Genomic DNA, 23218 nt, shown 5'->3' on the forward strand with positions numbered 1-23218 from the left:
TCACAAGCAGCGCCACCGGCACACACCAACCACACAAAACGTGCAGCCAGCACAACACAGGCACGCAACCAATCCACAAACAAAAGTACATTGGCACACTATCGAGTTCTCAAACAACACACGCACATTTACCCACCACCAAGCATTTTGCTCAGCAGCTGTAAAAAGCGACTTTGTCGACACTACACAAACCACAATCCGAAAGTCAAATCCTTGACCCAACCGGACCGAAGTCCATATTTTCTTATGTCGGCCAGCGATCGTTTTCCTGACCGCCATCTCACCAGCTCAACCCCCTCGCGGAGTCTGTCTGGCGGGGCGTTGTCGGTCTCGCTGACTCACATAAAGTTACACACACCCAAACACCAACACAAATCCCCAGCGTAAGGGCGGTGTCTGGGTGAACGTAACGTTACTTACTTCTTGACTTCGCGCGGTCGCTTTGGGTCGAGCCGACCAGTAAGCATGAGCGCGAAGCCTACCGCAGCCGAGAGCAGGCACAAGCCGCAGAATACGAGCGCCACCTGCATCGCGTCGGTGCCAACACCAGCTTGGTTGCCGGCGACGTCCATGATTTGGCGTGTAGACGTCCACGCGAAGATCACGATGAAGAACACCAAGGATGGCATCCAAGTCTCCACCGCCTTCGCCAGCAGGATCACGCTGAAGCCAATGACTCCGTGGAGAAGAAGTGGGAGGACGGGCACGTTGGCGTCGATAAGCATTGCCACAAGAAGTGCGCTGCCAGTGACCAGCACTGACGCAACGGCCACAACGCTAACCGATGTGACAACCCAGGACTTCCGAGTGATGCCGAAAGATTGCGCCGTAGCGACCGAGGGCAAGCCGCTTCCCACAGCCCAGGCCCAGTAGAAGAGCAACGCGCCAGAGGGGAGCACTGCGGTGACCCAGCTACTGGCGGACCGGGCACACAGCGCGTAGAGGATGCCCGTAATCACGCCGACTGGCACTGCCCACACGCACATGGGGCGCCAGAAGACTTCGAACGCGAAGCCGCCGCGTCGCCGCGCCAAGCTGATGCCTCCGGTGCGAGTGAGGTCGACCGGCTCACCCGACGGCCGCGCCGAGACCAGGAACGTCACTGCAGCGAGGACCACACCAATGGCGCTGGAGATGACCGCCCGGTGCGGGTTGATGAGGCTGAACACGGCGAAGACGACGACCGCGAAGGGCACAACAAGCGTGAGGACCTGCTGGCGGACGCGCGCGCGGTTCATGCCTAGCGCCTTGAAGGCGCTGGGTTCGGGGATGGCGATCCACGACAGCGTCATCACGCACATGAAACTGCCGAAGAGAATCATCCATTGCGCCCCATCCATGGCGAAGAGCACGAAGAGCGGCAGCGATGCGGCACCGAGGAAGCGCATCCACGGCCCCGCCTTGAACTGGTGCCAGAGGAACCTGCGGTCGAGGTGCGTCATTGCGCTCATGCCTGCACCTCCAGGATCGCCTCGAGCACGTCGCCGAGGTCCGCGGCCTGGCCGCGTAAGCCCAGTTCAGCGGCGGTTGGGGCGGGGAGGATGGCGCGGGCGGCGGTGGCGTGGCGTCGGTAAGCGATGGCCCCGGCGGGCTCGTCGAAGTCGCCGGTGGCGATGACGTAGCCGTCGGCGTCCTCAGCGAGCAGATGCTTATCGACGCTCCCCTGCCTACCCAACACAAGCGCCGAGTCCAGGATCTTGGCTGCGTCCTCAATGTGGTGGGTAGCCATGACGAAGCAGCGGTTGCCCCCGGAGAGCCTCAGGAGATGGCGGTAGAAAACCGAGGTGTTGTGAACGTCGAGTCCGACGTAGGGCTCGTCAAGAAGTGTGAGCTCGGCGCCGGAGGCGAGGCCGACCACGATGCCGATCATCGCGCGCTGGCCGCGGGAGCACTTGCTGTAGATGGTGGGCGCGTGCTCGTCGAGGGCGAAGTCGCGCATGAGCGTGTCCGCGAGGTCCTGCGACCAGTGCGGGTAGCGCTTCGCCGCGGCGGCGACGATGTCCGCCAGCGACCACGAGGCGGGGTACGCAGTGTCGACGCCGGTAAAACAGACGCGGTCCATCACGCTTGCGTTATCGAAGGGCTGCTCGCCGAAGACGGTGAGCTCCCCGCTGGTCGGCTTGAGCTGGCCCGCGATCATGGCGAGCAAGGTGGACTTGCCCACGCCGTTGCGGCCGAGCAGGGCGTGGATGCCGGAGCCGGGGAGCTCGAAGGTGATGTCGGTGAGGACCGGCTGCTTCCGGAACTGTTTTTCCAAGTGCGTTGCGGTGATCATTGGTACATTCCTCTGCTTTCTGCGACGCGGTCGATGAGGGTGTGCAAGGTGGCGCGGTCGTAGCCGAGGCGGACGGCCTCGTCGATGGCTGGGGCGAGGTACTCGCCGGCGTAGCGCTCGCGGCGCGACTGCACGGCCCGCTCGCGCGCGTCGGGGGTGACGAACATGCCGAGCCCGCGGCGCTTTTCCAGGATCCCGTCGTCGACGAGGATTCCCAGACCTTTGCGGGCGGTGGCGGGGTTGATCTCGTGGAAGGCGGCAAGCTCGTTGGTGGAGGGGGCACGCTGGCCGGGCTCCAAAGAGCCGTCAACGACGAGGTCCTCCACGAAGCGCGCTACCTGCACGAAGAGGGGATCTGATTCAGCGTTCATGGCATGGGTCCTGCGGTTCCTTCCCTGCCCCGTGGCGTCGAAAAGCTGCCCTGGTGCGTTGGTTGGTTACTTGAGTAACTAACAAGATAACTGCGGAACATTGGGCCGTCAAGGATCGTTGAAAGGGGTGGACCCAGCAGGCCAATTCAGGCACACTGGGGAAGTAAATAGCACTTAGCAACGAAAAGAATCGGAATTTAGGAGCCATGCTTGAACGCACATTGGTGTTCGTCGACACGTCTTACCTGCTCGCGAGCTTTTACAACTCGTGGGAAATCGGCGCACGATCCCAGTTAGAAATTGACCTGCCCGAGGTCGTGGCAACCCTCGGCACCATGATCAGCCAGCAACTCAACCAGCCCATCCACCGCCAGCTCTGGTACGACGGCATCCCGGATTCGGGCCCGCACCGCTACCAGCGCGCGCTGCGGACCTGCGACGGCGTGCAGCTGCGCACCGGCCAACTCATCGAGTGGGGCGACCGTCGCACGCAGAAGGGCGTGGACACCCGCTTGGTGGCGGACCTGGTCGCGCATGCCATGCGCGGGCAGTTCACCGACTTTGTCCTGGTCTCCGGCGACGCGGACATGATCCCCGGCGTCGAGGAGGCGACCGACAACGGGATGCGCGTGCACCTCTACGGGTTCGGCTGGGACTCCATGTCCTCCGCCCTGCGCCACGCGTGCGATACGACGACGATCCTGGACCCCCGCGAGGACTTCGCCGACGCCATGCAGCTGCAAGTCCTCGAAGGCCCGCTGCCACCGACGATCCGGGAGCGCCCGCTCGCGGACGCCGAGCCGCTCGACGAGGCGGAGGGGCCGTCCCCCGTCCCGCTCGGCCCGGACCCGCTGGCGCCCGAGGAACCCGAAGAACCGGAGGCGCAGGAGGAGCCGGAGGACCAGGAGGCGGAGCCCGATGCGCAGCCGGAACCGGAGCCCGAGCCGGAGGAAGCGCCGGCACCGAAGCCGAAGCCCGCTCCGAAGCCGTCGATGATGGCGCCCCGGCGCAAGCTACGCTCGCGCTACGTCCCTCTCCCGGAGGAAGTGTGGACCTCCGCAGGCTTCCAGACCCCGTACGACGTGGGCCAGCAGTATGCGTCCTGGTGGTACGAAAACGCCGCCTCCTCGGAGCAGCGCGACAAGGCGCACATGCTCTCCGGAGGCGGCCTCCCGCCCGAAATTGATCGCCCGCTCCTGCAATTCGCGTGCGAGACGCTGCACGAGTACACGCTGAGTGAAACCCAGCGCGTCAATCTCCGCGATGGGTTTCACTCGGGCATTCGCGGCGTGCTGATCAGCATCAGCCGCAACTAGTCGCCCTTGCTGGACTCCTCGGACTCCTCGGACGCCTCAGGAGCTTCCGGGGCCTCCAGCTGCTTGTCGGCGCTCCCGGAGCCCATCGAGGCGCGGATCTCGTCCAGCTTGCTTGCCGCAGCAACGTCCGTGCCAGCGGATTCGATCTCCGCCATGCGGTCGCCCAGCGAGTCCTTGGCCAGCTCCTGCTGGCCGAGCGCGGTGGCGTAGCGCTTCTCAATCTTGTCGCGCACGCCATCCATGGTGGGCACGTTCTGGTCCGCGGTGAAGTTGTTCATGGAGTCCATCGTCTTGGACGTGGCCTCCTGCATCTTCGCCTGGCCCAGCTGGGATTCGAGCTGCTTCGCCTGCTGCAGCTGCTCCTGCAGGCGCGCCTCGGACTGCTGCTGCTGCGCCTGTGCCTCGCGCGCCGCCTGATCGGCCGACGCGTGGGCCTGCTTCGTCTGCTCCAGGTCCTGCTCCACCGCGACCAGCTGGGACGCGAGCACCTCGGCGGTGTTGTTGAACTCCTGCGCCTTCTGCGCGTCGCCCTCGCCCTGCGCCTTGTCGGCGGCCTGGAGCGCCACGCGGGCCTTCTGCTGCAGGTCCTCCTGCGACTTGATCAGGCGGTCCAGCTTCATCTCCAGCTGGTTGCGGTTACCAATGATGGTGGCCGCCTGCTCGGAGATGTCGCGGTGGTTCTTCTTCGCTTGCTCAATCGCCTGCTGGAGCTGCACTTTGGGGTCAGCGTTTTCGTCGATCTTGGTGTCGAACGACTGCATCAGGTACTTCCAGCCCTTAGAGAACGGGTTTGCCATGTGTCGTGTCCTTCCGTCGTCGCAAAATGGTCGCCGCCCCAGTGTACGCAGGTTTTCGGGCTACTCGCCCTGCTTGCCCTGCTCGGCCAGCATCTTCTCGTACTGCTTGCGGACCTCTTCCATGTCCAATGCCTTGACCTGTCCGATGAGCGACTCAAAGTCCGCCGGCGGCATGTTGCCGGCCTGCTGGTAAAGCGGGATACCGTCGCGGAAGGCAATGATGTTGGGAATACTGGTCACGCCGAGCTTGCCAGCAAGCTCTTCCTCTGCCTCGGTGTCAAGCTTGGCAAAGGTGACGTCGGGGTGCTCTTCCGATGCCTTGGCAAAGGTCGGCGCAAAGGCCTTGCACGGACCGCACCATTCCGCCCAAGCGTCGACGAAGACGATGCCGTCCTTCTGGATGAGTTCGTCGAAGTTCTCTTTCGTCACATCGATAGTGCTCATTGCATACTCCTTTACAGGGGTTTGTTAACGTTGCCCTCGGTGCAACAGTAACAAGCGCGACTGCATTCCTTTGCAGTCTCAGCCGAGCCGGTAGGGGCGGAAATCATGACGAAGAACTACAACATTTCAGGCCAATCCAGTGAGGTCGCAGTTGATTCGCTGATCGACGAAGTACGCCTGGTCGAGGGCACTTTCGACGTCACCGTGGAGCCGAACGAGGGCCGCATGACGGTCTCGGGCGAAAACTTCACCGACGCCGACGTCGTGGCTGCGGCAGAGCACGCCGGCTTCACCATTCTTTCGCCAGATACCCCCTAGGGGTATAGTCGCGGGTGTACGTGAACCGCCAACCGAAAGGACAGCATCATGGCAACCCGCGAATTCACTGTTGAAGGCATGACCTGCGGCCACTGCGAGCTCAGTGTGCAGGAGGAGATTAGCGAGATCCCGGGCGTCACCGACGTCAAGGCCGATCACACCACCGGCGCCGTCTCCGTGTCCGGCGAAGGCTTCTCCGCCGAAGACGTGGCCAAGGCCGTCGCCGAGGCCGGCTACACCCTGGAGTAGTCCCGTGACCAGCCACATCGAGCTGGGCGTCACCGGCATGACGTGCACGTCGTGCTCGTCGCGCGTCCAGCGCAAGCTGAACAAGGTCGACGGGGTCACCGCCGCCGTCAACTACTCCACGGAGACGGCGACCGTTGATTTCGACGAGGCCAACACGACGCCGGAGCAGCTTATCGACGTCGTCCGCACCGCCGGCTACGACGCCTTCGTGATGGGGGATGCGGAAGGCGGGGAGGAGGGGGCGTCGATAAGCTCGGTGAGCGACGCCCGCGACGACGAGGCCGAGCGACTCAAGCGAACGACGATCTGGGCGGCGCTGGTGACGGTGCCGGTCATGCTGGTGTCGATGGTGCACGGCCTGCAGTTTCCGAACTGGCAGTGGGCCGTGTTCGCCGCGACGACGCTGGTGTATTTCTCCGCCGGCAGCGTGTTCCACCGCGCGGCGCTGATCAACCTGCGCCACGGCGCGACCACTATGGACACCCTCATTACGCTGGGCACGACCGCGGCGTACGTGTGGTCCATCGTGGCGCTGTTTGCGGAGCGCGGTCCGCACGAGATCTACCTCGAATCCGTCTGCGTCGTGATTACGTTCCTGCTGCTCGGCAGGTGGTTTGAAACGCGCGCGAAGGGGCAAAGCTCCGCCGCGCTGCGTGAGCTGCTGAGCATGGGCGCGAAGGACGCGAGCGTGCTGCGCGGCGACAAGGAAGTCCGCGTCCCGATCGCGGAAGTCCAGGTCGGCGACCGTTTTGTCGTGCGCCCCGGTGAGAAGATTGCTACCGATGGGCGCGTGGTGTCGGGGCATTCGGCTATCGACGCCTCCATGCTCACCGGTGAATCCGTTCCCGTCGAAGTGGATGAGGGCGCCAGCGTGACGGGCGCGACGCTCAACACGTCCGGGCGCATCGTGGTGGAGGCGACGCGCGTGGGGAGCGAGACCACGCTCGCCCAGATGGGCAAGCTGGTCAAGGACGCGCAGTCCGGCAAGGCCCCGGTCGAGCGGCTGGTGGACCGGATTTCGCGCGTGTTCGTCCCCACCATCATCGCCATTTCCGTCGTGGCCCTGGTCGGGCACCTGCTCGTGGGCAACGGCGTGAGCGAGGCGTTCCGCGCGGCGGTCGCGGTCCTCATCATCGCGTGCCCCTGCGCCCTCGGCCTAGCCACCCCCACCGCGATCCTGGTGGGCACCGGGCGCGGCGCGCAGCTGGGCCTACTGATCAAGGGCCCCGAGATGCTGGAATCCACCCGCCAGGTGGACACGGTGGTGATGGACAAGACCGGCACCGTGACCAGCGGCGAGATGGCGGTCGTGGACGTCACCGGCTGCGACGACGCGCTGCGCCTCGCCGCCGCCGTAGAGGCCGGGTCCGAGCACCCCATCGCTCGCGCGATCGTCAAGGCCGCGGGCGACGACGTCCCGGAAGCGTCCGAGTTTACCAATGAGCCGGGCCGCGGGGCGTCCGCCACCGTGGAGGGCCACAGCGTGCGCGTGGGCCGGCCCAGCGCGGAACTCGACGGGCCACTGGCCCGCACGTTCCGTGAGGCCGAGCAGGCCGGGGCCACCCCGATCGCCGTAGAGGTCGACGGGCGCGCGGAAGGCATGGTCGCGGTCCGGGACACAGTGAAGCCGGACTCGGCCCGCGCAGTGGCGAAGCTGCGCGAGCTGGGGCTCACCCCGCACCTGCTCACCGGCGATAACGCGGGCGCCGCACGCGCCGTGGCCGAGGAAGTAGGCATTGACCCGGACAACGTCACCGCCGGCGTCCTGCCGGAGGACAAGGTACGCGTGGTCCGCGAGCTTCAGGAGCAGGGGCGCCACGTGGCCATGGTCGGCGACGGCGTCAACGACGCAGCCGCGCTCGCGCAGGCCGACCTGGGCCTGGCCATGGGCGCCGGCACGGACGTAGCGATCGAGGCCTCCGACATCACCCTCATGCAGAACACGCTCATGTCTGCGGCGGACGCGATCCGCCTCTCGCGCCGCACCCTGCGCACCATCAAGGGCAACCTGTTCTGGGCGTTCGCCTACAACGTCGTGCTCGTCCCGGTCGCCGCGTTCGGCCTCCTCGACCCGATGCTGGCCGGCATCGCCATGGCCCTGTCCTCAGTGTTTGTGGTGTCCAACTCGCTGCGCCTACGCGGGTTTAGCCGTGCGCCATATTGACAAAGCGAGAGTAGTGCAGCTGGTGCGCCACCGGGATCGTGTCGATAGGGCCGCCGCGGTGCTTCGCGACGATAATGTCCGCCTCGCCCGCGCGCTCGTCGTCACGATCCTGTGAGTCCGGACGGTAGAGCAGGAACACCATGTCGGCGTCCTGCTCCAGCGAGCCTGACTCGCGAAGGTCCGCCAGCTGCGGCTTCTTATCCGTACGCGCCTCCGGGCCACGGTTCAGCTGGGAAATCGCAATCACCGGCACCTCCAGCTCCTTTGCCAGGAGCTTGAGGTTACGCGAGAACTCCGAGACCTCCTGCTGGCGCGACTCGACGCGCTTGCCCGAGCTCATCAGCTGCAGGTAGTCCAGCACCACCAGATCCAGCCCGTGCTGCTGCTTCAGGCGCCGCGCCTTAGACCGGATCTCCATCATGGTGAGGTTTGGGGAATCGTCGATAAACAGCGGAGCGTCCTGGATCTCGGTGAGGCGGGTGGTGAGCTTCTCCCAATCCCGCTCCTCCATGTTGCCCGCACGCATGGCGGACAGCTTGATCTCCGTCTCCGCCGACAGCATGCGCATGATGATCTCCGAGGCGCTCATCTCCAGCGAGAAGATCACTGAGGTCTTGCCGTGCTGGATGGAGCAGGAGCGCATGAAATCGAGCGCGAGCGTCGACTTACCCACGCCAGGTCGGGCCGCGATGATGATCATCTGGCCCGCGTGCAGGCCGTTCGTGAGGTTGTCCAGGTCCGTAAACCCGGTCGGCACGCCCTGGTCGAGGGCGCCGCCCTGAGCGATCTGCGTGAGCTCGTCGATAGTCGGCTTGAGCAGCTCCGAAAGGACGCGGTAGTCCTCGCCCTGGTTATTGCGCGAGATCCCGAAGACCTCCTGCTGCGCGCGATCCACCAGCGCCTCGATCTCCATGCCGTCTTCGCCCTCGTAACCCAGCTGCACCACGTGCGTACCGGCGTTGACAAGCTGCCGGAGGAGCGACTTCTCCTCCACGATCTCCGCGTAGTAGCGGGCGTTTGCCGACGTCGGCACCTCCGAAATCAGCGTATGCAGGTACGGCGCCCCGCCCACCCGCTCGAGCTGGTTCAGGCGGTCCAACCGCCCGGAGACGATGAGCACGTCGATCTGGCTGCCCGAGGAGAACAGCTCGATAATGGCCTGGTAAATCAGCTGGTGAGCCGGAAAGTAGAAGTCCTCCGGCTGCAGGCCCTCCGCGACGTCGAGTACGACCTCCTGGTTGAGCAGCATCGCGCCCAGCACCGAGCGCTCCGCGCGCTCGTCGTGCGGCGGTTGGCGGTACTCGCCCTGGCCGTTGCGCTGCCCCTGCTGTCCCCTCTGTCCTTGATACCGCTGATTCCCGCGACCTCGCCGCGAATTTCCGCTGAAGTCATCAAAGTCGCCAAATTCGCTGAACTCGTCGCGTGGCTCTGGCGGCAGGACGTAGTCATCATCAAAGCCGTGAAGTGCATCGTCGGCCATCGTCGTCACCCCTTTGTTTCATAGGCCTTCAGCGTACCGCGACGGCCAAACACTGCGTTTTCCACAGGTAGGTGTGGATAACTTGGGGATGAATCGACGTCTTGTACACACGGCCCAGGACAGGGTGTGGATAACTTGTGGATAACTAGTATCAGCGACCTGGGGAAACGGCGCATCGCTGCTGGTCACAGGAGTTTTGGGACTTTTTGAGTTGTGTGTGCAGGTTGTGAAAAACCCCGTTCACCACCAGATTTGACAGGCGTAAGTTCACCGGCTAGTAACCTAAACTTTGCCGTTGAACAGGGCTTATTCCGCAGAGTTATCCACAGCAGTAGGGGCGCCACCGGTACAGCGCGGGACGTGACTCGCACACACCTACTAGAACACAGCGTAACAATATGGTCACAGACGTTGCCGTCGTTTATATGTTCGGTATAATTGTCCGCAATGACCACAATGACCGCTCACCGCAGAAAGGGGGAATCGTGCCACCCGCTCACTACTTCAGATGCCAAAACTCGACGGACCATCGCGCGCAGCTTTCGCAGCGCATGCGGGAGGCCGAGTTTGCCCTCTACCGCGGCTACGCAGCCTCGACCGCGGTTGAAGACTTCGACCTGGAGGTCGAAGAGTTAGCTCAGGTTACCAGCCGCCCCAAACATGAGGTCGAAGCTGCGGTTTTGGCGTATTTCCGGCTCGCCAGCCTGCCCAAGCTGCTGGCACTGCAAGAGCAGACCTGTCTCCTTTCCGTGCACATGCTCACCGGCATAGATACTGCCCTGTGCAAGATCGGCGCTTCCGCGGACGAAGCAACGTGGGCGGCTTTTGACGACATGCTCACCCGGATCTTCACGCCGAAGCGTGCAAACCAGGAGCTCCCCTCCCGCGCGTCAGTTGCCCGCCGCATCCGCACGATGATTGCCAAGCTTGACGTCGGCCTCAGCCACAACCCGGAAAAGCGCAAGAAGCGCGAAGCAGAGCACAACCACCGCGCGCGTAACGTCGAGTTCTCCGCGCAGGAGGACCACGGCAGCGCGGGCATCGCAACAATGACGCTCAGCACCGACGCCACCACGATGGCCGTCCTTCGCGCCTCGCTGCAGGCCACGGCCCGCCAGGAGAAGGTCTCGCTCGCGGACGCCGCTGTAAAACTCCTCAACGGCGATGTCGAGCCTGCCGCGAACGTCCGCATCCATCTCTACGCACCCGCGGGCGCCGACGGCACCCGGGCGGCCGGCGCCCCCGTATTCATTCCTCGCTACGGATGGACTGACGCCCTCGCCACCGCGGAGCTCGAGAGTCTGCTCAGCAACCACCCGCCTGAAACGGCCAACCTGGATGAGACAGCCACCACCAAGACGGACAGTTACGCGCCGACGGAGGGGATGAAACACTACGCGCACGCCCGAGACGGCAACTGCATCTTCCCCGGCTGCGACAGACCCGCAACCGCCTGCCAACTGGACCACCGCATCCCGTTCGACCGCGGTGGAGAGACCACGCCTCACAACCTCTTCTGCCTTTGCCCGCACCACCACAACATGAAGACCGACAAGCGCATCTTCTACGTCCCCGACCCTGTCACCGGGGACATCGTGTGGCTGTGTGAAGACGGCACCTACCTCCTCAGCCGCCACGAGGGCCCGCTTTTCGACGAAACCACGCCCACCACCACCCGCTGGCGCAGCACCCTGCCCAACGTCGCCCGAAACCGGGACGCGTACGCAGATTTTCTCGCCCGGGCGCACCACCTGCTGGACGAGTACGACAACCACGGCGACTACTACCGGCTGATGGCGGACCTGCAGGCACTCGAGCACGCCACAGGGCACAGCTTCGACCTGGCCCCTGAACCGCCGACCGAAGAGACAACAGTCATCCCGGAGGAACCAGACCCGGATCCCTACCCCGAGCCCGAACGCGAGCCCTGCCCGTTCCCACCAGGGTACGTCCCTGCGCAGCAGCCCACGCAGCGCGCAAAAAACGCGCACCCCCTCCTCACAAAGGGGTGCGCGTCAGAAAATGCTGTTGTCGCTCGTCGATAAGCGTAAAGCTCTTACGCTGCGACGACCTCGAAGTTAATCTTGCCTTCCACGGAGTCGTGGAGGTTGACCTTGACCTGGTAGCCGCCAGTCTTCTTCACAAGGCCCTTCGGCACATTGATGCGGCGCTTGTCCAGGGACGGGCCGCCGGCAGCCTTCACTGCGTCGGCGATGTCGGCACCGGTGACGGAGCCGAACAGCTTGCCCTTCTCAGAAGTGCGCACGGGGACCTTCACGCCGGTGAGCTGGTCCAGCTGATCGCGCAGCTCCTTTGCGTGATCCAGGTCGCGGACCTGACGGTCTGCCTGTGCACGCTTGATGTCTTCGATCTGCTTCTCTGCACCGCGGGTGGCCGTGATGGCAAGGCCGCGCGGGAGCAGGAAGTTACGTCCGTAGCCGTCCTTGACCTCGACGATGTCGCCGGGCTCGCCAAGGTTATCAACGGCAGCGGTGAGGATCAGTTTCATGAATCCTAACCTTCCTTATGATGAAAAATCTTGTGTGGGTGGGAACAACGTTTAGAACGGGGGCTCGTCATCCATCCCGCCGAAGCCACCTGCCGGTGGGGCGGAGTTCCAGGGATCGTTATCCGGCTGGGCCTGCTGCTGCGGCCGCTGGGCCTGCTGCTGTTGTGGCCTCCGCTGCTGGCCGCCACCATCGCGCGGGGTGCGCGTCACGCTCGCCGTAGCGAACTTGATGGACGGGCCGACCTCATCAACCTCGACCTCAAACACGGTACGATTCTCGCCTTCGCGAGTCTGGTAAGAACGCTGCCGCAAACGCCCCTGCACGATCACGCGCATGCCCTTGGTCAGGGACTCCGCGACGTTCTCGGCCATCTGGCGCCAGCAGTTGCAGGTCAGGAACAGTGCCTCACCGTCCTCGAACTGGTTCGTTTCCCGGTTAAAAGAACGGGGCGTGGAAGCGATACGGAAGTTCGCCACCGCGGCACCGCTCGGGGTGAAACGCAGTTCCGGGTCAGCAACCAGGTTGCCGACAACAGTGATCGGGGTCTCGTTCTGTGCCATGCTCTTCTCCTACCAGCTGGTTTACGTGTGGTTTGAGCCTACCTGTTCCTACTTGTCGGTGCGCAGCACCTTGGTACGCACGACGTTATCGCTCAGGTTCAAAACACGGTCGAGCTCATCGACGGTTGCGTGCTCGCATTCGAGGTTCACAACGGCGTAGATGCCCTCTTCCTTCTTGTTGATCGGGTAAGCAAGACGCTGCTTGCCCCACACATCAACATTCTCCACCTTGCCGTTTTCCTTGCGGACAATCTCCAGGAACTTGTCCAGGGACGGGGCAACGGTGCGCTCATCCTGCTTAGAGTCAAGAATGATCATTACTTCGTAGTGACGCACGGACCTCATCACCTCCTATGGTCTAGTAACTTGTTTCGGCCACCGCACTTTTGCGGTGGCAGGAGGGTCGTTGCGTCAAGCAACCCGTCCAGGCTACCCCACACAATCCCGCAGGCCAAATGCCTACCGGTCCGCTTCGGTGACCAACCCGTCCGGCGTGATGTCAACGTCTATGTCGTTGAACTCGAGCTCCCAGTGCTCGTCATCGAACTCCACCTCGGCGCGACCATCCTTCGCCGCGTCGGATTGAGCCTCTTCGCTGTAGCCGCTTATCGACGCCGGCAGCTCCGGCCCCTGCTGCGGCTCCTGCTTTGCTTCTTGGCTCGGCTGTTCCACGGTCTCCGTCGTCGGCTCGCTCTCGCTGGTGCCGCAAGCGGTCAGTGCGCCCGCAAGCGCGACGGTGGTGGCCAAGATAGAAAGGCGTTGCATATTTTCCTTAGCGTCGTCGAACTTTTTGGCCGCCCTACCTAAACCGGTCGCGGTGCCGCCACAAATAATGCAAGGAAAACGGGAATCACCGTAATGAAGACGAACGCGAGGACGCCAAGACCGAGCGAGAGCATGGGGCGCTGCAGTTTGGCCATCGCCCAGAAGGCGCCCGCGATTAGGAGGAAACCGACTGCAATGGAGCAGATGCCGACGACCGTCGCGGTGCCCACGCTGCCTCCTCGCTCCACTCGTCGGGTGTGCTCAGCAGCGGGTCGTGGCCGTTGTGGGCCTCGGCGACCTTGTCGGTGCGCTTGCCAAACATCTGCTGCACGACCAGCACCATGATGGTGATGATGAGGCCGTCTCGGGCGATGATGGTGGCGTCGAGAAGCCAGCCCGGAGCCCCGAGGTTATCGGTACCCATCATGTGCCACATGAGGATGGGCCACACCATCATGTCCACGGTCATCCAGGTGAGCAGCAGGCGCCAGTACGGCAGCGCGAGCACCGCGGGGACGATGAGCCAGATCGAGTACTGGGGGCTCCACACCTTGTTGAAGAGGAGGAAGAAGCCGACGATGAGGGTGAGCAGCTCGGCGATGCGGGGCGTGCGCGGCGCCTTGAGCCCCATAACCAGGACCGCAGCGCAGCCCGCGAGGAAGAGCACGAGCGTGACCGCGTTGAGGATCACGGGCGCCCCGTCGCCGGAGTCGAATCCGGCCCACCCGGTGATGCGGCTGAACACCGCGTAGATGGTGGTCCACTCCCAGCTGCGGTCGGTGTTGAGGCGTCGGAACTCGCCCCACGCCTCGGGGTCGCGCAGGTAAATGGGCAGGTTGACCGCGACCCAGCTCACCACGGTCGCGGCGACCATCTTGAGGAACGGGACGAGGTCGCGCTTCCGAAGCGCAACGACCAGGTAGGCGCCAAGGGCGAAGATGGGCCACATCTTGAACGCCGTGCCGAGGCCGATCATCACACCAGCCAGCCAGAACTTCTTGTTGCGCGCCGCATAGATCGCCGCCACCGCGAAGAAGATGGACGGGATGTCCCAGTTGGTAAACGAGTGCATGATCAGCAGCGGGGAGCCGACGACCAGCAGCGTGTCCCAAATGCGGTTGCCCGCGAGCTCCGCCACCATGCGCACGGTGGCGACCCAGATGACGGACAGGATGAACACGGTGACGTAGAAGTACCAGCCGACCTCGGGAAGGACGCGGTCCACGAGGAAGTACGTGTTGCGCGAGATGAACGAGGCAACACCCTGGAACAGCCCGGCGAGCACCGGGTATTCCATGTAGCGGGTCAGGCCGTCCTCCACCCAGGAGTAGTCGTACACAAAGCCGGGCTGGTCCAGGCCGCGCGCGCCGTAGAGCGGGACGATGTCGTTGTAGCAGAACGACGTGTACTGGCGGTTGCCGTCCCAGTTCAGCTGCAGCACACCGTTCTCGTCGGCCTTGCCCAGCGCGCAGTTGGATTTAGAAAGCGCGCCGAAGAAGAGGAAGGTGTAGGCGACCGCGAAGATGGTGCGCAGCGGCGTCCAAAACTTCGCCCTCCCAATCTGGGCAAACTTGCCCATCGGGCCCCCCAGGTATTCCACGAATCCCCGAGCGACCGGCTCGGTGCGCCCCGGCTGGACTCGCTGCGCCGCCGTGTCCGTCACGTCCTGAGTGTGCTGTTCCATTGCTCCCCTTCGCTTACTGCAGCGCGTTGTCGAGGCCGTTGAAGAAGTCGTCCACCGCCTGGTCGAGCCCCAGGTCCGGCGCCGGCGCCGGCTGCTGCTGTTGCGGCGCGGGGGCGGGGGCGGGCGCGGCCGGCGCCGGCGCTTGCTGCTGCGGAGCCGGTGCGGCGGGTGCGGCCGGGTCCGGTGCGGGCGCCTGCTCGGGCTGCGACGGGGCGGCGGACTGCTGCTGCTCGGCCGGAGCCGCCGCGGCGCCGTTCCCGGACTGCGTCGTGCCCTGCTGCTGGTTGTAGTACGCCCAGGAGTTGCCGCCCAGGTTCGCGCCGCCGCCGTAGGGGTTCACACCCCAGTACACCGGCGATGCCTCGTGGAAGTTCTGGATCTCCTGGCCCTCCAGGGCCGTGTCCAGGACGTCCTTCCAAATCTTGGCCGGGGTCTGCGCGCCGTACATCAGGCCGCCGTACTCGTTGAAGATCGGCGAGGTGTTGTCGGCCGTGCCGACCCACACCGCGACAGACAGTTGCGGGGTGGAGCCGACCATCCAGGCATCCTTGTTCTGGCCGGTGTTGCCCATCTGGGCGGTACCCGTCTTGCCCGCCGACGGACGCCCGCCCGCCAGGTTGGCATAGGAGTACGGAATCACGGTCTGCATCGCCTGGATCACGTTGTCCGCAACCTGGGCGGAGACGCGGCGCTCGGCGTACTTGTCATCGTTCTCGTAGAGCACCTCACCCTGCGCGTCGGTGACGCGCTGCACGAAGTGGGTCGGGTGGTACACGCCGCGGTCCGTGAGCGTTGCCACCGCGGCGGCCATGTCGAGCACGCGCGACTGGTACTGGCCCAGCACGATGCCCTCGTAGGGCTGGCCGCCGTTCTCGCGCAGGGTCACCGGGATGCCCGGGATGGAGCGCGCCACGCCGAGGGCGTGCGCCATGTCCGCCGTGTCCTGCGTCGTATTGTCCAGGTCGTCCTGGATGCGCATGTACGCCGTGTTCGAGGAAGTGCGGGTGGCCTCGGTCATGTTGATGATGCCGCCGCCACCGCCGTCGGAGTTGGTCACGGAGAACCCGCCCGGCAGGGTGACCGGGGAGGCGTCAAAGTTCGCGGTCAGCGGGATACCCTGCTGCAGGGCCGCCGCCAGCGCGAAGATCTTGAAGGTGGAGCCGGTCTGCAGGCCGACGTTGGCATAGTCCCACCCGGAGGCCTCGTTGCCGCCGTAGTAGGCGCGCACGGCACCCGTGCCCGGCTCGACGGCGACCACGCCGGTGCGGGCGTCGTCCTGCAGGGCGGAAATGCGCTCCTCGGAGATGCGGACCGTGTCGTCCTGCGTCTTCTTATCAATCGTCGTGGTGATCTGCAGGCCGCGGTTGGTCAGGTCATCCTCCGTGATACCAATCGCGGCGAGCTCCGTCATCACCTGGTTCTTGATCAGGCCGTTCGGGCCCGTCGCCTCGGTGTAGGCGGAGTACGTCGCCGGGTCGCGCGTCTCGGGGAACTGCGCGCCCGCTCGCGTCGCCTGGTCGATCGCGCCCATCTCCACCAGGCCGTCCATGACGTAGTTCCAGCGGTCCTGGGCGCCGGCCTCGTTGTTCCACGGGTCAAGCTGGCTCGGGCGCTGAATCAGCGCGGCGAGCACCGCGCCCTCCTCCACGGTGAGTTCCGAGGCGGGCTTGGAGAAGTACGCGTGCGCCGCCGCCTCGATGCCGTAGGCGTTGCGGCCGAAGTACACGGTGTTGAGGTAGGCGTTGAGCACCTCCTCCTTGGACCAGGAGTTGGCCATCTTGATGGAGTAGACCAGCTCCTTCGCCTTGCGCTCGTAGGAGTGCTCGTTGCCCACGATCGAGTTCTTCACGTACTGCTGCGTAATCGTCGAGCCGCCGCCAGCGGAGGTGTTGCCGGTCAGCTGACCCACCGCGGCGCGGCCGAAGCCGGTGAAGGAAAAGCCGGAGTTATCCCAGAAGTCGCGGTCCTCGGCGGCGAGCACCGCATTCTGCACCTCCTCGGGCACCGCATCGAGCGGGATCTGCTCGCGGTTGCCCTCCGGCGGCACGACGCGCGCCAGCTCAGTCTGGGCGTCGCTGAAGTAGATGTTGGAGATCTGCGCCGCCTCAATGTCGTTGGGTTCCGGGATCTCCGCCTGCCTGTAGTTCCAGGCAAACCAGATCGCCGGGATCGCGGCGATCAGCACCAGCAGCAGAAGCAGCGCCAGCAGCCATTGCCACCACCGTGAGCGCTTTGCGCCTTTCGACGCTCGCTTGCTTGACGACGCTACCGTGCTTCCACTTTCCGAGGCGTTCTCTTTGTTTGTCACTCGTTTTCCCTCAAGACGTGCGGACGTGCGGCAGGCCTCAGACCTCGAAGCCCACTGCGCATTATTAATAGGACACACTACCCGTCCGAGACGGGAACAGCGGTCACGGCCTTCCGTAGATGATTCCACTTGCACTCTAGGCAAACTTCGACGAAGTGCACGGTGATCGGCCCCACCTCCGCGACGAGCTGGTCAATCTCCTTCGCGCTGCGGGCAGTGTTGGCGCGGCGGCCCAGGTTCTCGCCGTACACCCACTTCACTTCGCGCAGCTCGGAGCCGCAAATCGGGCAGGGACGGTCGGCCTTGGTGCCGTGGTACTGGCTGGCGGTGCGGAGGAGGAAATCGGCGTCGCAGACGTCGTCAAGCGTGATCTTGCCCTGGCGGAGGTCCCGCAGCGTGGTGCGGCGAGCCCACTCGTGTGACACCTCGTATCTGTACGCAAACACTCGCCCCATCATAGCCGTACGAAAGCTGGTACTATTTAGTCTTCGAAAAGCGTGGAGGAGATTTCTTATGCATGAAACACCCGATCCGTACGAGATCGCGCGGAGCATTCGCCCCGCCATGACCTCGCTGTACGTCACCTACTTCCGCACGGCCGAGCACTCCGACCTGACCGGCCCGCAGCTGTCCATCCTGCGCCGGCTTGCGGACGTCGGCCCGTCCCGCATCAGCCACCTCGCGGAGGCGGAGGGCGTGCGCATGCCGACTGCCTCCAACACCGTCAACCAGCTGGAGAAGCGCGGGCTCGTGCAACGCATCCGCAGCGAGGACGACCGCCGCGGCGTGAGCGTGGAGACGACGCAGCTGGGGCTCGACGAGCTCGAGCGCGTGGGCGACGAGCGCACGAAGTACCTCGGCGAGATGCTCGGCACGCTAGACGCCGATTCACTGCGCCGACTGGCCAGCGTCGCCGATACCATCAACCTTCTCGCCGATGCCTACGTGAATAAGGAACAGACCACAACGTAGACTGGGCGGCGTGTCAGCACGTTCGTTCTCCACAGACCTCGCGCAGCTCCCCGAGACCCGGGAGGCGCTGCGCATCGTTGTTGGCTGGGACTCAAGCAACTCCAATAACACCGAGGCCCTCGAGTTCGCGGCCTGGCTCGGCCGCTCCCTGCCCGTCAAGGTGCAGGTCATGAGTGCGACCAAGAGCTCGTGGGCCAATTCCGTGTCTGAAAAGAAGCACAAGAAATGGCTCAAGCGGGCGCGCGAGGAATTCCGCGACCGCGTCGACGACGCCCTCGACGGCGTCGTCCCCCGCTCGCAGCGCGCCAAGCACGTCGCCCGGCTCATTGAGAAGACGAGCAGCACGGAGCCGCTCTACGACGCCGCGCAGGCCTTCAACGCCGACATGATCGTCATGGGCTCACGCGCCAAAACCTCCAAGAAGCGCTTCCGCCCCACCTCCGTGGCCGAGGAGCTCATGCACTCCTCCACCCTGCCGCTCGGGCTGGCGCCGAAACACGTGAAGCTGTCCAAGAAGGGCATCACCCGCGTGACCTACGCGCTTATTGACTCCGACGAAATCTCCGGCACCGGGACCCGCGACCGCTTCCCCGGCCTCGCCTACGCCGCCTCCCTCGCCTCCGTCATCGGCGTGCCGCTGCGCATTGTCGCGTTCTCCCCCGACGAGCGCAGCTCCGAGTTCTCCCACGAGCTGGCCGCCTGGAACGAGTCCACACTGGGGCTGCTCGACCGCGTCCGCGACCAGGCCTTCGAGGTCTCCGACTCGCTGGACGTGCAGACGCTGCTCGCGTCCGGGCGGGGCTGGAAGCGCGCCGTGGACAGCGTGAAGTGGAAGAAGGGCGACATCATGTGCCTCGGCTCCCAGCCGTCGGGGCAGCTCAAGCGCGTGTTCGTGGGCACCCGCGAGGGCGAGTTCATCCGCTTCGCGCCGGTGCCCGTAGTTATCTACCCGCGCTCGGACGCGGAGGGCTAGCCCATGCAGGACCACCCAGAAAACGACCTGCACTCGGGGGCCGACCGGTTCAGCAGGACCCGGCCGGAGCCGCGGGACTTCGACGCGCTCGCGGACGAGCCGGACCCGGCCGAGGTGGCGGAGCGGAACCGGAGGTCGACGCGGCAGGCGCTGGGGTTCACGGTGGCGTCGATAAGCTTTTGCCTGCTCTTTGGCCTGGTGCTGTCGTGGATTCCGGGCGTGAGCGAGACCTGGTGGGCGGTGCTCACGTCCATCCCGCCGGTGGCGGCGCTGCTCGCTTGCGCCGTGATCATGGTGCGCAAGCTGAACCGCTACGAGCGGTGGGTGCCGTGGATGGGCGTGTTCTGGCTGCCGCTCGTACCGTTCACCATGGTGTGGCTGATCATCACGATTGGGAAGCTCGCCGTGTAGCGCACTCCGCGCAGTACGGGTTCTCCTCCCGGCACTCGGGGCAGCTCAAGTACTGGACGCGGCACTCCGGCTCGTTGGCGCAGTTGTAGAACTGGTTCGTGTCCGCACCGCAGTGCACGCAGTGACCCAGCTGGACGTAGTTGGGATCGTCGGCGCCGCCGCCGAACTCGGTGTGCATGCGCTTGTCAAAGACGTAGAGGGAGCCCTCCCACAGCCCGGAGTTGCCGTACTTCTCGCCGTAGCGGACGATGCCACCGTCGAGCTGGTACACGTCCTCGAAGCCGCGGTTCTTCATCAGGCTGGACAGCACCTCGCAGCGGATGCCGCCGGTGCAGTAGGAGACGACGGGCTTGTCCTTCATCCAGTCGTACTTGCCGCTGTCCAGCTCCTTGATGAAGTCGTGGGTGGTCTCCACGTCCGGCACGACGGCGTCCTTGAACTTGCCAATCTCCGCCTCGCGGGCGTTGCGGCCGTCAAAGAAGACGACGTCAGGGTTGTTGGCAACCAGCTCGTTGACCTCCTCGGGCGTGAGGTGCGTGCCGCCGCCGACGACGCCGTGGCTGTCCACCTTGAGCTCGCCCGGCGCGCCGAAGGACACGATCTCCTCGCGCGCCTTGACGGAGAGCTTGGGAAAGTCGTCCTTGCCGCCCTCGGACCACTTGAACTCGATGCCGCGAAAGTACTCGCGCGTCTTTTTCGCGTACGTTTTGCACGCGTCGATCGGGCCGCCGACGGTGCCGTTGATCCCGTCCTTGGAAACGATGATTCTCCCGTACAGGCCCAGCCCCTCGCACAGGTCGCGCTGCCACAGGCGCACCGCGTCCGGGTCCGCGATGGGCTGGAACTTGTAGTACAGGAGGATCTTGCTAACGCTGGCCACGGTTACCGGCCATCAGATCTTTGTACGCCACGGCGTCGCGCGTGTAGACGCGGCGGTGGGTGCCCACTTTGTGGCCGGCGAGGCGGCCATCGTCAATAAGCTTGACCACGAATGGACGGGAAACGCCGAGCAGGTTGGCCACCTGCTGCGTCGTCATCTCCTCCTCCGGGCCGGGGGCGGGGATGAGGCGCCCCTCGGCAATATCCTCAATAATGTCGCGCAGCCACACCGCGGTCTCCTTGGGCAGCGTGACGCTGTCCTCAGAGTGGGTGCGGGCGCGGGAGAGGTTGCCGTTGAGGTCCGCCAGGGCCTGCTCCACCGGGGAGAGCTTCTCATCTTGTTCCATGCTCAACATCATACGAACAAGACGCAACGGGCGCAATACCCGAATTACCGCTTGTGGTACAGGCGCTTCTTCCAGTAGGTCGGCTCGGAGGTCACCAGAACGCCCAGGTTGCGGAAGATTCCCTCGTCCACGGAGCCAAGGATGGTCGTCGTGTGAGCGTCGCAGCCGCGCAGGTTCCGCAGCTGTTCAAGCGCTGCGGCGGCGTCCGCACTCGAAGCCGCCGATACGGACAGGGCGATGAGCACCTCGTCCGTGTGCAGGCGCGGGTTCACGGAGCCGAGGTGCTTCGTCTTCAGCGTCTGGATCGGCTCGATGGAGTCGGGCGAGAGGAGGTGCACGGAATCGTCGATACCCGCGAGCTCCTTCAGCGCGTTGAGCAGCACGGCGGCCGAGGGGCCGAGCAGGTCCGAGGTCTTGCCCGTGACGATGCTCCCGTTCGGCAACTCCAGCGCGGCACCCGGCTGGCCGGTCGCCTCCGCCACCGCCAGCGCCGGCGCGACCACCGGGCGATCCGACGTGGTCACCTCCGCCTTGCGCATGACGTTGGAGATGCGGTCCGACTCGGTCGAATCGGCCTCGGTGCGGCGCTCCTCCACGAGGGTCTTGTAGTAGCGCCGGATGATCTCCTGCTCCGCGGCGTGGCGGCACGCGGTGTCGTCTGAGATGCAGTAGCCGGCCATGTTCACGCCCATGTCCGTGGGCGACTGGTACGGCGTCTCCCCCGTAACCTCGCGCAGCAGCGTCTTCAGCAGCGGGAAGACCTCGATGTCGCGGTTGTAGGAGGTGACCTTCTCCCCGTACGCCTCCAGGTGGTACTGGTCGATCACGTTGATGTCTTCCAGGTCCGCGGTGGCTGCCTCGTAGGCCAGGTTCACCGGGTGCGACAGCGGCAGGTTCCAGATGGGGAAGGTCTCAAACTTGGCGTAGCCAGCGGGAATGCCGCGCTTGTGCTCGTGGTACACCTGGCTCAGGCAGGTGGCCAGCTTGCCGGAGCCCGGCCCCGGCGCGGTCATCACGATGAGGTCGCGGGAAGTCTCCACGTAGTCGTTGCGGCCAAAGCCGTTGTCGGAAACCACCGTCGCCGTGTCGTTGGGGTAGCCCGGGATCATGTAGTGGCGCGACACCTTCAGGCCCAGGCGGCCGAGGCGCTCAAGGAAGGCTTCGACGTTCTCGTTGTGGCCCTCCAGCTGCGTGACCACCACGTTTTCCACGAGGAAGCCGCGGTCGCGGAACACGTCCACGAGGCGCAGCACGTCATCTTCGTAGGTGATGCCCAGGTCCGCGCGCACCTTCTGGCGCACGACGTCGCCGGCGTTGAAGCAGATGACAATCTCCACTTCGTCCTTGATCCGGTCCAGCATGGCGATCTTGTTGTCCGGGGTGAACCCGGGGAGGACGCGGGAGGCGTGGTGATCGTCGAAAAGCTTGCCCCCCATCTCCAGATAGAGTTTGCCGCCGATTTCCCGCCTGCGGGCGGTGATGTGCTCGGACTGCATCTGAATATATTTCTCTCGGTCAAACCCGATCTTGTACGGCATGGAAGCAATACTACAATCTGCGCCATGAATCTTGCGGAGCGGCACTTTGCCTGAAGGTCACGTCATCCACCGTCTGGCGGCGCGCTTCAACGAGGGGTTTCGGGGCGCACCCATTGCGGCTTCGTCGCCGCAGGGTCGCTTCGATGCATCGCTTATCGACGCCCACCCGCTCCTCGCCGCACGCGCCCACGGCAAGCACCTGTTTTTGGAGTTTGCGCCGGCGACCGTGCACATCCACCTGGGCCTCATCGGCTCGCTGCGCTTCGAGCCGGCCGAGGACGTGTGGGGCCAGATCCGACTGCGGCTCGTGCCGGATCGTGGGAGGGGCGCGGTGGCGGCCAACCTGCGCGGGCCGCAGACCTGCGCCTACCTCAACCCGGCGGAGGTCGCCGCCATCGTGGAGCGCACCGGAGAGGACCCGCTGGGCGCGGGCGCGGACCCGGACGCGCTGTGGGCGCGCGTGCACCGTTCGAAGCGCACGATCGGCTCGCTGATGATGGACCAGGCCTACTTTGCCGGGGTGGGCAACATCTACCGCGCAGAGCCGCTGTTCCGGCTCGGTATCTCACCGTTCACGCCGGGCCGGGCGTTGGATCGCGCCGAGTTCGACGCGCTGTGGGCCGACCTGGTCCACCTCATGCGCTACGGGGTCGAGCACGGCCGCATCGACACGGTGCGCGACGAACACGCGCCGGAGGCGATGGGGCGCGAGCCTCGCAAGGACGACCACGGCGGCGAGGTCTACGTGTACCGCCGGGCCGGCCAGCCCTGTTACGTGTGCGGCGACGAGATCGCGCTGCGCAAGGTGGAGGGGCGCAACCTGTTCTGGTGCCCCACCTGCCAGCGCGACTAGCCTG

At 64.9% G+C, this 23218-nt stretch carries 26 protein-coding genes; 9 read left to right on the forward strand and 17 right to left on the reverse strand.

The genetic code is table 11. The annotated features are described in order from the left end of the window. Positions 1-416: 416 nt before the first annotated feature. Genes CKJ82_RS11005 through CKJ82_RS11015 form a run of 3 tightly spaced genes read right to left on the reverse strand, consistent with a single transcriptional unit; the run spans position 417 to position 2646 of the window. Positions 417-1451 (reverse strand): hypothetical protein, encoded by a 1035-nt coding sequence (locus CKJ82_RS11005; protein ID WP_095538181.1) that lies wholly within the window; start codon positions 1449-1451, stop codon positions 417-419. Further along, positions 1448-2275, reverse strand: a complete 828-nt coding sequence (locus CKJ82_RS11010) for an ATP-binding cassette domain-containing protein (RefSeq protein ID WP_095538182.1) — start codon at positions 2273-2275, stop codon at positions 1448-1450. The genes CKJ82_RS11005 and CKJ82_RS11010 overlap by 4 nt, the downstream gene beginning before the upstream one ends. Next, positions 2272-2646, reverse strand: coding sequence for a GntR family transcriptional regulator (locus CKJ82_RS11015; RefSeq protein WP_095538183.1), 375 nt, complete (start codon positions 2644-2646; stop codon positions 2272-2274). Before CKJ82_RS11015 ends, CKJ82_RS11010 begins: the two co-directional genes overlap by 4 nt. Before the next feature lie 206 nt (positions 2647-2852). Between CKJ82_RS11015 and CKJ82_RS11020 the strand changes: the two genes are divergently transcribed. Further along, entirely contained in the window at positions 2853-3962 is a 1110-nt protein-coding gene (locus CKJ82_RS11020) for an NYN domain-containing protein (protein WP_095538184.1), read from the forward strand. On the opposite strand, the gene CKJ82_RS11025 is transcribed toward CKJ82_RS11020, so the two are convergent. Then, positions 3959-4759, reverse strand: a complete 801-nt coding sequence (locus CKJ82_RS11025) for a PspA/IM30 family protein (protein WP_095538185.1) — start codon at positions 4757-4759, stop codon at positions 3959-3961. The genes CKJ82_RS11020 and CKJ82_RS11025 overlap by 4 nt on opposite strands. 60 nt (positions 4760-4819) lie before the next feature. After that, positions 4820-5203 carry a thioredoxin family protein gene (locus tag CKJ82_RS11030; protein ID WP_095538186.1) on the reverse strand — a complete coding sequence of 128 codons (384 nt, stop codon included), beginning with the start codon at positions 5201-5203 and terminating at the stop codon, positions 4820-4822. Positions 5204-5308: 105 nt separating this feature from the next. On the opposite strand from CKJ82_RS11030, the gene CKJ82_RS11035 reads away from it, so the two are divergent. The 3 genes from CKJ82_RS11035 to CKJ82_RS11045 are packed head-to-tail and all read left to right on the forward strand — an operon-like array spanning position 5309 to position 7934. Then, positions 5309-5521: a transporter gene (locus CKJ82_RS11035; RefSeq protein WP_095538187.1), complete on the forward strand. Its 213-nt coding sequence runs from the start codon at positions 5309-5311 to the stop codon at positions 5519-5521. Between the two features lie 48 nt (positions 5522-5569). Beyond that, on the forward strand, positions 5570-5770 hold the full coding sequence (locus CKJ82_RS11040) for a heavy-metal-associated domain-containing protein (RefSeq protein ID WP_095538188.1): 201 nt from the start codon (positions 5570-5572) through the stop codon (positions 5768-5770). A gap of 37 nt (positions 5771-5807) precedes the next feature. Then, on the forward strand, positions 5808-7934 hold the full coding sequence (locus tag CKJ82_RS11045) for a heavy metal translocating P-type ATPase (RefSeq protein WP_095538215.1): 2127 nt from the start codon (positions 5808-5810) through the stop codon (positions 7932-7934). Here CKJ82_RS11045 and dnaB read toward each other — a convergent pair. Next, on the reverse strand, positions 7915-9414 hold the full coding sequence (gene dnaB / locus CKJ82_RS11050; protein WP_095538189.1) for a replicative DNA helicase: 1500 nt from the start codon (positions 9412-9414) through the stop codon (positions 7915-7917). The genes CKJ82_RS11045 and dnaB overlap by 20 nt on opposite strands. Positions 9415-9899: 485 nt before the next feature. On the opposite strand from dnaB, the gene CKJ82_RS11055 reads away from it, so the two are divergent. Further along, positions 9900-11459, forward strand: coding sequence for an HNH endonuclease signature motif containing protein (locus CKJ82_RS11055; protein ID WP_165765433.1), 1560 nt, complete (start codon positions 9900-9902; stop codon positions 11457-11459). A gap of 11 nt (positions 11460-11470) precedes the next feature. Here CKJ82_RS11055 and rplI read toward each other — a convergent pair whose 3' ends face one another. From rplI to CKJ82_RS11095, 8 genes are all read right to left on the reverse strand, one after another. Beyond that, positions 11471-11923 carry a 50S ribosomal protein L9 gene (gene rplI, locus CKJ82_RS11060; RefSeq protein WP_095278337.1) on the reverse strand — a complete coding sequence of 151 codons (453 nt, stop codon included), beginning with the start codon at positions 11921-11923 and terminating at the stop codon, positions 11471-11473. 51 nt (positions 11924-11974) lie between these two features. Beyond that, positions 11975-12484 carry a single-stranded DNA-binding protein gene (locus CKJ82_RS11065; RefSeq protein WP_095538191.1) on the reverse strand — a complete coding sequence of 170 codons (510 nt, stop codon included), beginning with the start codon at positions 12482-12484 and terminating at the stop codon, positions 11975-11977. Positions 12485-12532: 48 nt separating this feature from the next. Next, positions 12533-12829: a 30S ribosomal protein S6 gene (gene rpsF / locus CKJ82_RS11070; protein ID WP_095278341.1), complete on the reverse strand. Its 297-nt coding sequence runs from the start codon at positions 12827-12829 to the stop codon at positions 12533-12535. Between the two features lie 114 nt (positions 12830-12943). Then, a complete protein-coding gene (locus CKJ82_RS11075; protein ID WP_095538192.1) occupies positions 12944-13249 on the reverse strand; it encodes a DUF2442 domain-containing protein in 306 nt (101 codons plus the stop codon). 38 nt (positions 13250-13287) lie between these two features. Beyond that, entirely contained in the window at positions 13288-13479 is a 192-nt protein-coding gene (locus tag CKJ82_RS11080) for a hypothetical protein (protein WP_095278346.1), read from the reverse strand. Beyond that, on the reverse strand, positions 13425-14933 hold the full coding sequence (locus tag CKJ82_RS11085) for a glycosyltransferase family 87 protein (RefSeq protein WP_095278348.1): 1509 nt from the start codon (positions 14931-14933) through the stop codon (positions 13425-13427). The genes CKJ82_RS11080 and CKJ82_RS11085 overlap by 55 nt, the downstream gene beginning before the upstream one ends. Before the next feature lie 13 nt (positions 14934-14946). Beyond that, positions 14947-17241, reverse strand: coding sequence for a transglycosylase domain-containing protein (locus CKJ82_RS11090; protein WP_095538193.1), 2295 nt, complete (start codon positions 17239-17241; stop codon positions 14947-14949). 77 nt (positions 17242-17318) lie between these two features. Beyond that, complete coding sequence (locus CKJ82_RS11095) at positions 17319-17696, reverse strand: DUF5318 family protein (protein WP_095538216.1); 378 nt, start codon at positions 17694-17696, stop codon at positions 17319-17321. A gap of 58 nt (positions 17697-17754) precedes the next feature. Between CKJ82_RS11095 and CKJ82_RS11100 the strand changes: the two genes are divergently transcribed. Genes CKJ82_RS11100 through CKJ82_RS11110 form a run of 3 tightly spaced genes read left to right on the forward strand, consistent with a single transcriptional unit; the run spans position 17755 to position 19597 of the window. Continuing rightward, entirely contained in the window at positions 17755-18213 is a 459-nt protein-coding gene (locus tag CKJ82_RS11100; RefSeq protein ID WP_095538194.1) for a MarR family winged helix-turn-helix transcriptional regulator, read from the forward strand. Positions 18214-18223: 10 nt separating this feature from the next. After that, positions 18224-19186 carry a universal stress protein gene (locus CKJ82_RS11105; RefSeq protein ID WP_095538195.1) on the forward strand — a complete coding sequence of 321 codons (963 nt, stop codon included), beginning with the start codon at positions 18224-18226 and terminating at the stop codon, positions 19184-19186. Positions 19187-19189: 3 nt separating this feature from the next. Beyond that, complete coding sequence (locus CKJ82_RS11110; protein ID WP_095538196.1) at positions 19190-19597, forward strand: hypothetical protein; 408 nt, start codon at positions 19190-19192, stop codon at positions 19595-19597. On the opposite strand, the gene trhO is transcribed toward CKJ82_RS11110, so the two are convergent. The 3 genes from trhO to CKJ82_RS11125 are packed head-to-tail and all read right to left on the reverse strand — an operon-like array spanning position 19572 to position 22361. Continuing rightward, positions 19572-20477 carry an oxygen-dependent tRNA uridine(34) hydroxylase TrhO gene (gene trhO / locus CKJ82_RS11115; protein ID WP_095538197.1) on the reverse strand — a complete coding sequence of 302 codons (906 nt, stop codon included), beginning with the start codon at positions 20475-20477 and terminating at the stop codon, positions 19572-19574. The genes CKJ82_RS11110 and trhO overlap by 26 nt on opposite strands. Next, positions 20464-20823, reverse strand: coding sequence for an excisionase family DNA-binding protein (locus CKJ82_RS11120; RefSeq protein ID WP_240510767.1), 360 nt, complete (start codon positions 20821-20823; stop codon positions 20464-20466). The genes trhO and CKJ82_RS11120 overlap by 14 nt, the downstream gene beginning before the upstream one ends. A gap of 44 nt (positions 20824-20867) precedes the next feature. Continuing rightward, on the reverse strand, positions 20868-22361 hold the full coding sequence (locus CKJ82_RS11125; RefSeq protein WP_095538199.1) for a DUF1846 domain-containing protein: 1494 nt from the start codon (positions 22359-22361) through the stop codon (positions 20868-20870). Between the two features lie 46 nt (positions 22362-22407). Between CKJ82_RS11125 and CKJ82_RS11130 the strand changes: the two genes are divergently transcribed. Beyond that, positions 22408-23214, forward strand: a complete 807-nt coding sequence (locus CKJ82_RS11130; protein ID WP_095538200.1) for an Fpg/Nei family DNA glycosylase — start codon at positions 22408-22410, stop codon at positions 23212-23214. Positions 23215-23218 lie beyond the last annotated feature (4 nt).

Source organism: Corynebacterium gottingense (assembly GCF_002285125.1).
Classification (GTDB): Bacteria; Actinomycetota; Actinomycetes; order Mycobacteriales; family Mycobacteriaceae; genus Corynebacterium; species Corynebacterium gottingense.

Excerpts from the sequence above, each read along its gene's own strand:
- CKJ82_RS11005 (WP_095538181.1), bottom strand. The coding sequence starts at position 1,451 with ATGAGCGCAATGACGCACCTCGACCGCAGGTTCCTCTGGCACCAGTTC.
- CKJ82_RS11010 (WP_095538182.1), bottom strand. The coding sequence starts at position 2,275 with ATGATCACCGCAACGCACTTGGAAAAACAGTTCCGGAAGCAGCCGGTC.
- CKJ82_RS11015 (WP_095538183.1), bottom strand. The coding sequence starts at position 2,646 with ATGAACGCTGAATCAGATCCCCTCTTCGTGCAGGTAGCGCGCTTCGTG.
- CKJ82_RS11020 (WP_095538184.1), top strand. The coding sequence starts at position 2,853 with ATGCTTGAACGCACATTGGTGTTCGTCGACACGTCTTACCTGCTCGCG.
- CKJ82_RS11025 (WP_095538185.1), bottom strand. The coding sequence starts at position 4,759 with ATGGCAAACCCGTTCTCTAAGGGCTGGAAGTACCTGATGCAGTCGTTC.
- CKJ82_RS11030 (WP_095538186.1), bottom strand. The coding sequence starts at position 5,203 with ATGAGCACTATCGATGTGACGAAAGAGAACTTCGACGAACTCATCCAG.
- CKJ82_RS11035 (WP_095538187.1), top strand. The coding sequence starts at position 5,309 with ATGACGAAGAACTACAACATTTCAGGCCAATCCAGTGAGGTCGCAGTT.
- CKJ82_RS11040 (WP_095538188.1), top strand. The coding sequence starts at position 5,570 with ATGGCAACCCGCGAATTCACTGTTGAAGGCATGACCTGCGGCCACTGC.
- CKJ82_RS11045 (WP_095538215.1), top strand. The coding sequence starts at position 5,808 with ATGACGTGCACGTCGTGCTCGTCGCGCGTCCAGCGCAAGCTGAACAAG.
- dnaB (WP_095538189.1), bottom strand. The coding sequence starts at position 9,414 with ATGGCCGACGATGCACTTCACGGCTTTGATGATGACTACGTCCTGCCG.
- rplI (WP_095278337.1), bottom strand. The coding sequence starts at position 11,923 with ATGAAACTGATCCTCACCGCTGCCGTTGATAACCTTGGCGAGCCCGGC.
- CKJ82_RS11065 (WP_095538191.1), bottom strand. The coding sequence starts at position 12,484 with ATGGCACAGAACGAGACCCCGATCACTGTTGTCGGCAACCTGGTTGCT.
- rpsF (WP_095278341.1), bottom strand. The coding sequence starts at position 12,829 with ATGAGGTCCGTGCGTCACTACGAAGTAATGATCATTCTTGACTCTAAG.
- CKJ82_RS11075 (WP_095538192.1), bottom strand. The coding sequence starts at position 13,249 with ATGCAACGCCTTTCTATCTTGGCCACCACCGTCGCGCTTGCGGGCGCA.
- CKJ82_RS11085 (WP_095278348.1), bottom strand. The coding sequence starts at position 14,933 with ATGGAACAGCACACTCAGGACGTGACGGACACGGCGGCGCAGCGAGTC.
- CKJ82_RS11095 (WP_095538216.1), bottom strand. The coding sequence starts at position 17,696 with ATGGGGCGAGTGTTTGCGTACAGATACGAGGTGTCACACGAGTGGGCT.
- CKJ82_RS11100 (WP_095538194.1), top strand. The coding sequence starts at position 17,755 with ATGCATGAAACACCCGATCCGTACGAGATCGCGCGGAGCATTCGCCCC.
- CKJ82_RS11110 (WP_095538196.1), top strand. The coding sequence starts at position 19,190 with ATGCAGGACCACCCAGAAAACGACCTGCACTCGGGGGCCGACCGGTTC.
- CKJ82_RS11120 (WP_240510767.1), bottom strand. The coding sequence starts at position 20,823 with ATGGAACAAGATGAGAAGCTCTCCCCGGTGGAGCAGGCCCTGGCGGAC.
- CKJ82_RS11125 (WP_095538199.1), bottom strand. The coding sequence starts at position 22,361 with ATGCCGTACAAGATCGGGTTTGACCGAGAGAAATATATTCAGATGCAG.